This is a genomic window from Stenotrophomonas lacuserhaii, from assembly GCF_014836545.1.
GTDB lineage: Bacteria > Pseudomonadota > Gammaproteobacteria > Xanthomonadales > Xanthomonadaceae > Stenotrophomonas > Stenotrophomonas lacuserhaii.
The window spans coordinates 137,839-146,604 of the sequence record NZ_JACSQS010000008.1; the positions used below are offsets into that span (position 1 = coordinate 137,839).

General features: G+C 64.2%; 6 protein-coding genes and 4 tRNA genes. 1 reads left to right on the forward strand and 9 read right to left on the reverse strand.

Going from position 1 to position 8,766, the window contains the following annotated elements; translation table 11 throughout:
• Positions 1-2 precede the first annotated feature (2 nt).
• The 9 genes from H9654_RS09885 to H9654_RS09925 all read right to left on the reverse strand — a co-directional run bounded on the left by H9654_RS09885 (position 3) and on the right by H9654_RS09925 (position 7,123).
• Positions 3-76 (reverse strand) — tRNA-Asp (locus H9654_RS09885).
• Between the two features lie 86 nt (positions 77-162).
• Positions 163-239, reverse strand: a tRNA-Asp gene (locus H9654_RS09890).
• Between the two features lie 26 nt (positions 240-265).
• Positions 266-340, reverse strand: a tRNA-Val gene (locus tag H9654_RS09895).
• An 11-nt stretch (positions 341-351) separates the two neighbouring features.
• Positions 352-624, reverse strand: coding sequence for an HU family DNA-binding protein (locus H9654_RS09900; protein WP_042613351.1), 273 nt, complete (start codon positions 622-624; stop codon positions 352-354).
• A 204-nt stretch (positions 625-828) separates the two neighbouring features.
• Positions 829-3,291: an endopeptidase La gene (gene lon, locus H9654_RS09905; RefSeq protein ID WP_191770696.1), complete on the reverse strand. Its 2,463-nt coding sequence runs from the start codon at positions 3,289-3,291 to the stop codon at positions 829-831.
• Between the two features lie 142 nt (positions 3,292-3,433).
• The gene (clpX, locus tag H9654_RS09910; RefSeq protein ID WP_042613349.1) at positions 3,434-4,723 is read right to left on the reverse strand and encodes an ATP-dependent Clp protease ATP-binding subunit ClpX; all 1,290 of its coding nucleotides are present in this window, start codon (positions 4,721-4,723) and stop codon (positions 3,434-3,436) included.
• Positions 4,724-4,849: 126 nt separating this feature from the next.
• Entirely contained in the window at positions 4,850-5,476 is a 627-nt protein-coding gene (clpP, locus tag H9654_RS09915; protein WP_042613348.1) for an ATP-dependent Clp endopeptidase proteolytic subunit ClpP, read from the reverse strand.
• Positions 5,477-5,544: 68 nt separating this feature from the next.
• On the reverse strand, positions 5,545-6,840 hold the full coding sequence (gene tig, locus H9654_RS09920; protein WP_101098728.1) for a trigger factor: 1,296 nt from the start codon (positions 6,838-6,840) through the stop codon (positions 5,545-5,547).
• Between the two features lie 196 nt (positions 6,841-7,036).
• Positions 7,037-7,123: transfer RNA gene (locus H9654_RS09925), tRNA-Leu, on the reverse strand.
• Positions 7,124-7,278: 155 nt separating this feature from the next.
• Between H9654_RS09925 and H9654_RS09930 the strand changes: the two genes are divergently transcribed.
• Positions 7,279-8,496 (forward strand): GAF domain-containing sensor histidine kinase, encoded by a 1,218-nt coding sequence (locus H9654_RS09930; protein ID WP_191770697.1) that lies wholly within the window; start codon positions 7,279-7,281, stop codon positions 8,494-8,496.
• Positions 8,497-8,766: the final 270 nt, after the last annotated feature.

Sequence of the window (8,766 nt, forward strand, 5' to 3'; positions counted from 1 at the left end):
GGCGGAGCGGACGGGACTCGAACCCGCGACCTCCGGCGTGACAGGCCAGCATTCTAACCAGCTGAACTACCGCTCCGTGCTGCAAAACTTTTTGTCTTCCACGCCGCCGAAGCGGTGGAGAAAACAAAGCCCCCAGGATGAACCCGGAGGCCTCGTTGAAAATGGCGGAGCGGACGGGACTCGAACCCGCGACCTCCGGCGTGACAGGCCAGCATTCTAACCAGCTGAACTACCGCTCCACATTTCAAACTTTACCGCGGTGCTGTGGTGGGTGCTGAGGGTTTCGAACCCCCGACCCTCTCCGTGTAAAGGAGACGCTCTACCGCTGAGCTAAGCACCCCAGCGAGCCGCTTAGTTTACAGCATCCTTCAGGGCCTTACCAGCCTTGAACGACGGATTCTTCGAAGCAGCGATCGCGATGGTGTCGCCGGTCTTCGGGTTGCGGCCGGTGCGGGCAGCGCGGTCACGGACCTGGAAGGTGCCAAAGCCGACCAGCGTCACAGCATCACCGCTCTTCAGTGCCTTGGTGACGGCAGCAACGACGGCATCGACAGCGCGAGCGGACTCTGCCTTGGTCAGGTCAGCGGTCTCGGCAACGGCGTCGATCAATTCGGTCTTGTTCATTCTCTACAGCTCCTTATTGCGGGGGACCCGCGGATTAGCCAGGGAAGCCATCGTTGCGTGCAGCACGCACGAGGGCAAATCGGTTCGGTTCGGCGAATTGGATGCAGCTGATTCGCGAGTGCTGCTTTTATACCAGTGGCCCCACACCCGCGCAAGCCGAAAACCCAGCAATGACGCGGGTTTCGGCCGTTTGCGGTACGCGTTTCAGTGCTTGACGCGCGTGGCGGAAGGTGTCTTGGCCTTGCTGCGAACAGTGACGCGCTGCGCAGTCTTACGCGCCTTCTTCGGCGTCAGGGGGCGCTCCAGTGCCAGGTCGAGTACCTGCTCGATGTACTTCACCGGAATGATGTCGATATCACGCGTGACATTGGCGGGGATGTCGGCAAGATCCTTGCGGTTCTCCTCCGGGATGATCACCGTGCGGATGCCGCCACGCAGTGCCGCCAGCAGTTTTTCCTTCAGGCCACCAATGGCGGTCACGCGGCCACGCAGCGTGATCTCGCCGGTCATCGCCACGTCGGCGCGCACCGGCACCTTGGTCAGGATGGACACCAGCGAGGTCACCATCGCCGCGCCGGCGCTGGGGCCGTCCTTGGGCGTGGCACCATCGGGCACATGCACGTGCACGTCCTGCTTCTGCAGGAACGCGGCATCGATGCCGAACTGCACCGCGCGCGAGCGCACCACCGACAGCGCTGCCGAGGCGGATTCCTTCATCACATTGCCCAGCTGGCCGGTCAGGATCAGCTGGCCCTTGCCCGGCACCAGCGTGGATTCGATCTGCAGCAGGTCGCCGCCGACTTCGGTCCATGCCAGGCCCGTCACCAGGCCGATCTCGTTCTCTTCTTCGGCGCGGCCGAAGTCGAAGCGACGCACGCCCAGGTACTTGTCCACGTTGCTGCCGTCCACCGTCACCAGCGCGCCCTTCTTCGCCTTCCTGCCCTTGACCGCCTTCGGCTTGGGCAGGCCGGCCGGACCGGCCAGCGCGATCTCCTTGACCACCTTGCGGCAGATCTTGGCGATTTCGCGCTCAAGGCTGCGCACGCCGGATTCGCGCGTGTAGTAGCGCACGATGTCCTGGATGGCGGCGCCGTCGATCTCCAGCTCTTCCGGCTTCAGGCCGGCCGCCTTGATCTGCTTGGGCACCAGGTAGCGCATGGCGATGTTGAGCTTCTCATCCTCGGTGTAGCCGGGGATGCGGATCACTTCCATGCGGTCCAGCAGCGGGCCGGGAATATTCAGCGAATTGGACGTGGCCACGAACATCACTTCGGACAGGTCCAGGTCCACTTCCAGATAGTGGTCGTTGAAGGAGTTGTTCTGCTCCGGATCCAGCACTTCCAGCAGCGCCGAAGACGGATCACCGCGGAAGTCCATCGACATCTTGTCGATCTCATCGAGCAGGAACAGCGCGTTCTTGCTGCCCACCTTGTTGAGGTTCTGCACGATGCGGCCCGGCATCGAACCGACGTAGGTGCGGCGGTGGCCGCGGATCTCGGCCTCGTCGCGCACGCCACCCAGGCTCATGCGCACGAACTTGCGGTTGGTTGCCTTGGCAATGGACTGGCCCAGCGAGGTCTTGCCCACGCCCGGCGGCCCGACCAGGCACAGGATCGGGCCCTTCATCTGCTTCACGCGCGACTGCACCGCCAGGTATTCCAGGATGCGGTCCTTGACCTTCTCCAGGCCGTAATGGTCGGCGTCCAGGGTGTCCTGGGCGACCTTCAGGTCCTTGCGCACCTTGGTGCGCTTCTTCCACGGCACGCCCAGGATCCAGTCCAGGTAGTTGCGCACCACGGCCGCTTCGGCGGACATCGGCGACATCTGCTTGAGCTTGGTCAGTTCGGCCTTGGCCTTGGTTTCCACCGGCTTGGGCATGCCCGCCTCGGCGATCTTGCGGGCCAGCTCTTCCAGCTCGCCCGGGGCATCGTCCAGGTCACCCAGTTCTTTCTGGATGGCCTTCATCTGTTCGTTGAGGTAGTACTCGCGCTGGCTCTTTTCCATCTGCGACTTCACGCGGCCGCGGATGCGCTTTTCCATCTGCTGCACGTCGATTTCGCCATCGACCAGGCCCACCAGCATCTCCAGGCGCTCGCCCACCGGCAGCACTTCCAGCAGGCGCTGCTTGTCGGCCAAGCGCACGCTGATGTGCGCGGCGATGGTGTCGGCCAGGCGCGCGGGCTCTTCGATGCCGGCCAGGGTCTGCAGCAGCTCCGGCGGCAGCTTGCGGTTGGTCTTGACGTACTGCTCGAACAGCGACATCAGCGAACGGGCGATCGCTTCGATCTCACGCGCCTCGCGGCCGTCTTCGGCCTGGATCTCCACGGCGGTGCCCTGCAGCGCGCCATCGCGCTCGCCGACCTGGCTGACCTGTACGCGCGACAGGCCTTCCACCAGCACCTTGATGGTGCCGTCAGGCAGCTTCAGCAGCTGCAGCACCTGGGCGAGGGTACCGACCTGGTAGAGGTCGGCTTCCTGCGGATCGTCGGTCTCGGCCGACTTCTGCGCCAGCAGCAGGATGCGCTTGTCCGCTTCCATCGCCTTTTCCAGCGCATGCATGGACTTGTCACGGCCGACGAACAGCGGGATGACCATGTGCGGGAACACCACCACGTCACGCAGCGGCAGTACCGGCAGGTCGAGAGTCTCAGTTGGGGAACGGGCCATGGGGGCTCCAGGAAGGGGGGATACGCCTCTCCGGCTCCAGCGGGGCCAGAGACAAAAAAGCCGATGGCCCCGTTATGGGGCCATCGGCGCAAGGATGCAAGACGCTCCTAAAAAATACTTTCAAATCAATCGATTGAAAGAATCATTCAGCGCCAGCGGCCTTCTGTTCAGGTGCTGGCGGGGTCTGGTAGATCAGGTACGGTTCGGACTTGTGCTCGATGACCGATTCGTCCACCACCACCTTGCTGACGTTCTCCTGCGAGGGGAGCTCGTACATGGTGTCCAGCAGCACCGATTCCACGATGGTGCGCAGGCCACGGGCGCCCGTCTTGCGCTTGAGCGCCTTGCGGGCAATGGCGGCCAACGCGTCGGGACGGAACTCCAGCTCGACGTTTTCCATCTCGAACAGCTTTTTGAACTGCTTGGTGATGGCATTCTTCGGCTCGGTCAGGATGGTGATCAGCGCCGCTTCGTCCAGCTCTTCCAAGGTCGCAACCACCGGCAGGCGGCCGACGAACTCGGGAATCAGGCCGAACTTGATCAGGTCTTCCGGTTCCACTTCCGCCAGCAGCTTGCCGATTTCCTGCTTGCGCTCGGACGACTTCACCTTCGCACCGAACCCGATACCGCCCGATTCGGTGGAACGCTGCTGGATCACCTTGTCCAGGCCGGCAAACGCGCCGCCACAGATGAACAGGATGTTCTTGGTGTCCACCTGCAGGAATTCCTGCTGCGGATGCTTGCGCCCACCCTGCGGCGGGACGCTGGCCACGGTGCCTTCGATCAGCTTCAACAGGGCCTGCTGCACGCCTTCGCCGGACACATCGCGGGTGATCGACGGGTTCTCGCTCTTACGCGAGATCTTGTCGATTTCATCGATGTAGACGATGCCCTGCTGTGCCTTTTCGACGTCGTAGTCGCACTTCTGCAGCAGCTTCTGGATGATGTTTTCCACGTCCTCGCCCACGTAACCGGCTTCGGTCAGCGTGGTGGCGTCGGCCATGGTGAACGGCACGTTGAGCAGGCGGGCCAGGGTTTCGGCCAGCAGCGTCTTGCCCGAACCGGTCGGGCCGACCAGCAGGATGTTCGACTTGGCCAGTTCGACCTCATCGTTCTTCTGCCGGCTCTCGATGCGCTTGTAATGGTTGTACACGGCCACGGCAAGCGTGCGCTTGGCGCGCTTCTGGCCGATCACGTACTGGTCCAGGACTTCGAGGATCTCACGCGGCTTGGGCAGCGAACTGCGCGCCGACTGCGCTTTTTCCTCGAGCTCTTCACGGATGATGTCGTTGCACAGCTCCACGCATTCATCGCAGATGAACACGCTTGGACCGGCAATGAGCTTGCGCACCTCGTGCTGGCTCTTGCCGCAGAAGGAGCAGTAAAGGATCTTGCCGCTGTCCGTGGAACGACCTTGTCGGTCTTCGCTCATGCTTCGCTTACCTGGTTACCCCACCCGTTCGACGGGGGTTCAATTCGAGAATAACACAGGGCCGAGAGGGCACCAGCCCTGCCCGACCCTGCTTGTCCAGTCGGAAAACCGACCGTTTTGCTGTCATCAACCCGCCTGGATCGACTCTTCCGGGCGACGCTCAAGGACCTGATCGACCAGCCCGTAGGCCTGTGCTTCCACGGCACTCTTGAAGTTGTCGCGCTCGGTGTCGCGGGCGATCGTTTCCAGCGACTGGCCGGTGTGCTTGGCCAGGATCTCGTTCAGACGCGCGCGCAAGGTGAGGATCTCGCGGGCGTGGATGTCGATATCGGTCGCCTGGCCCTGGAAGCCGCCCAGCGGCTGGTGGATCATCACGCGCGAGTTCGGCAGCGCGTACCGCTTGCCGGCTGCGCCCGACGCCAGCAGCAGGGCGCCCATCGAGGCGGCCTGGCCGACGCAGATGGTGGCCACGTCCGGCTTGATGTACTGCATGGTGTCGTAGATCGCCATGCCGGCGGTGACCACGCCACCGGGCGAGTTGATGTAGATGCTGATGTCCTTTTCCGGGTTTTCCGCTTCCAGGAACAGCAGCTGCGCCACCACCACGTTGGCCATGTGATCGTCGATCGGGCCCACGAGGAAGATCAGGCGCTCCTTCAACAGGCGCGAATAGATGTCATAGGCGCGCTCGCCGCGGGCGGTCTGCTCGACCACCATCGGAACCAGATTGAGGGCTTTGGTTCGGTTGTCCATATCGTGAGGCACCTGTATTGGGAGGAACTCCCCACGCCTTGCGGCGCGGGGTCTGGCGTTGGCAGGACTCAGCCGCGGATCGCGTCCTGGAAGGACAGCGTTTCCTCGGTATGCTGGGCGCGCTCGGCGATCCAGTCGATCACCTGCTCTTCCATCACGCGGTTCTGCAGACCCGACATGAGCTGGGGGTCGTTGCGGTACATCTCAATGACCTGGTCCGGCTCTTCGTAGGTCGAAGCGATCAGGCGCATGGTTTCATTCAGGCGCTTCGGCTCCAGCTTCAGGTCGTTGATGCGGGCCACTTCGCCGACCAGCAGGCCGACCAGCACGCGCTTGGCAGCGGCGTCCTTGAAGCCCTCATGGGCGTCGGCCGGCACCTGGCCCGGATCACGGCCACTGCGACGAAGCTGTTCGATCTGCTGGGCCAGCATCGCACGGGCTTCATTTTCCACCAGGCGCGGCGGCAGCTCGACCGAGCTGTAAGCGGCAATCAGCTGCTCGCCCACTTCGCGACGCAGGCGGTTCATCAGGGCGCCCTTGAGCTCGCGCTCCAGGTTGGCGCGGATGTCCTTGCGGAACTGCTCCACGTCACCCGCCTTGACGCCGAAGCTCTTGATGAAGGCGTCGTCCACTTCCGGCAGCGACTCTTCGGACACTTCGGTGACCTTGACGGTGACCTGCACGGTCTTGCCAGCCAGCGCTTCAACGCGCCAATCGGCCGGGAACTCGACATCCAGGGTCTTCTCTTCACCCTTGGCCAGGCCGACCAGGCCCTTTTCAATGGTTTCGAACATCATGTTCTGGCCGATGACGATCGTGCCCTTCTCGGTCCCTTCGGCCGGCAGGCGCTCATCGCCAGCCTGGGAGAAGGTTTCCAGCGCGACCAGGTCACCTTCCTTCGCGCCGCGGCTGACCGGGGCCCAGGTGCGGCGCTGCTGGCGCAGGTTTTCGATCATCTGGTCGATGTCGGCATCGCCGATTTCAGCCACGTGGCGGACCACGTTCAGCTTGGAGACGTCGATCTCGCCGAACTCCGGCACCAGCTCGACGGTAGCCACGAACGACAGTTCGCCCTGCTCACCCTTGTCGATGCGCGGGCTGCCGACCACGCGCAGCGCGTGTTCGCGGATGGCCGCGTCGAAGGTTTCGCGCAGCAGGCCGTCGACGGCTTCGCCACGGACCTGCGCACCGAAGCGCTGCTCGATCACCTTGGCCGGCACCTTGCCCGGGCGGAAACCCTTGATGCGCGTGGTGCGGGCAATTTCGCCCAGACGCCCACTGATATGGGTGTTGAGGCGATCTTCCGGCAGCGAGAAGCTCAGGCGGCGTTCCAGGTTGCCGGTGGATTCGATCGAAGCTTGCATGTTGACTCCTGCCACCGGCGGCCCTGCTGGCCCCCGGTTCGATGTGATGGACGAAACGGTTGTTCGGACGCGACGGCGTTGACACGCATGCCCGCCGCAGCCCTTTAGTTTGGACGATAACGGGCGGCACTGCCAGCGGGGGTCGGTCAGGCGGGCGCGCGCGTGGAAAGCGCGGCTGGCAGGGGCGGCCGGACCATGGTGCGAAAGGGGGGACTCGAACCCCCACGCCGGTTAAGGCACTGGAACCTAAATCCAGGGCGTCTACCAATTCCGCCACTTTCGCTGGTCTAGCCCGGTATTGTCGCAGGCGCGGGGCGGTCTTGGGTAGGGCGGGTACGATGCATCCGGCCGGCATGGCCTAGAATGCCCCCGAGGTCCGGCGCGCCACATCCTCCACAACGCCAGCCTGAACCCGCCCGCCGAGGAGGCGAGCACCGCATGCAGCAGTCCGCCGCCGCCCCGCTGGGCGCAGACATCATCCAGGACATCGCCGAAATCGGCGCCATCACGGCCGTGCCGCGGATCCTGGAAACCGTGGCCCACATCACCGGCTCGCGCTTTGCCGCCGTGGCCCGGGTCACTGACAGCCACTGGGTCGCCTGCGCTACTTACGACACGCTCGGCTTCGGCCTGGGCGTGGGTGGACAGCTGGTCCTGGAAAGCACCATCTGCAACGAGATCCGCCAGGCCCCACAGCCGGTGATTTTCGGCCATGCCAGCCAGCATCCGCACTACGCCAGCCACCACACCCCGCGCCTGTACGGGTTGGAAAGCTACGTGTCGGTGCCGATCTTCCGCCCCGACGGCAGCTTCTTCGGCACCCTGTGCGCGATCGATTCGGCACCGGCCACGTTCGACGAAGCGCAGGTGGTGCGTTCGCTGGAATTGTTTGCCGAATTGATCGGCAACTACCTGCAGACCGAACAGCGGCTGCAGCAGGCGATCGCCGACCTGTCGGCCGCCAACGACACCGCCGTGCTGCGCGACCAGTTCATCGCAGTGCTGGGCCACGACCTGCGCAGCCCGCTGCAGGCGGCCAGCATGGCGACGGAAATGCTTGAGCTTGAACCGCACACCGAACGCGGCAGCATGCTGCTGACGCGTGTGCGCGACAGCATCACCCGCATCGATGGCCTGGTGAAGGACGTACTGGATTTCGCCCGCGGCCGGCTTGGCGGCGGGATCCCGGTGGCGCTCACCTACGATGCCAACGTGGCCGCGCAACTGATGCGGGTGGTGCACGAAGTGGCCGGCGCGACCGGGCGCAATGACATCATCGCGACCATCGCGGTGGATGCACCGTTGCTGTGTGATGCCAACCGCCTGTCGCAGCTGCTGGCCAATCTGCTGACCAACGCGGCGGTGCACGGCGCTGCGGACCAGCCGATCACGCTGGATATCCAGACCGACGCCAACGGGTTGGTGCTGCAGGTCCACAACGGCGGCGCGATCGCGCCGGACAAGCTGGGCAGGCTGTTCACCCCGTTCTCGCGCGAGGCCAGCGACCAGCCGCGTCCCGGGCTGGGACTGGGGCTGTATATCGCGGCGGAAATCGCCAAGGCACACAACGGCACGCTGTCGGTGGAATCCGATGCGGCGCACGGAACCCGCTTCGTGTTCGCCATGCCCGCCATTCCGCTCGCGCTGGCAGGCTGAGCTCCATAACGCAGGCAAGAAAAAAGCCACCAGGGTGACCTGGTGGCTTCTGTCTGGTGGGGTACACGGCCGCGCATGCGCGCTGCCGCCCCCACGCTTCGCTGCGCGAAACGCGGGCCCCTCTTATCAGCCCGCCAGATCCCCGCGCCTTCGGCGCGCCCCCTTGACTCAAAGGGGCTCTACTCCAGGGAACCTTTGTCGCTTGCAACCAACGCAGGAATCGCAGGCAAGAAAAAAGCCACCAGGGTGACCTGGTGGCTTCTGTCTGGT

Bases quoted from the DNA above. Each gene is read 5' to 3' on its own strand.
- H9654_RS09900 (WP_042613351.1), bottom strand. From the start codon at position 624: ATGAACAAGACCGAATTGATCGACGCCGTTGCCGAGACCGCTGACCTG.
- lon (WP_191770696.1), bottom strand. From the start codon at position 3,291: ATGGCCCGTTCCCCAACTGAGACTCTCGACCTGCCGGTACTGCCGCTG.
- clpX (WP_042613349.1), bottom strand. From the start codon at position 4,723: ATGAGCGAAGACCGACAAGGTCGTTCCACGGACAGCGGCAAGATCCTT.
- clpP (WP_042613348.1), bottom strand. From the start codon at position 5,476: ATGGACAACCGAACCAAAGCCCTCAATCTGGTTCCGATGGTGGTCGAG.
- tig (WP_101098728.1), bottom strand. From the start codon at position 6,840: ATGCAAGCTTCGATCGAATCCACCGGCAACCTGGAACGCCGCCTGAGC.
- H9654_RS09930 (WP_191770697.1), top strand. From the start codon at position 7,279: ATGCAGCAGTCCGCCGCCGCCCCGCTGGGCGCAGACATCATCCAGGAC.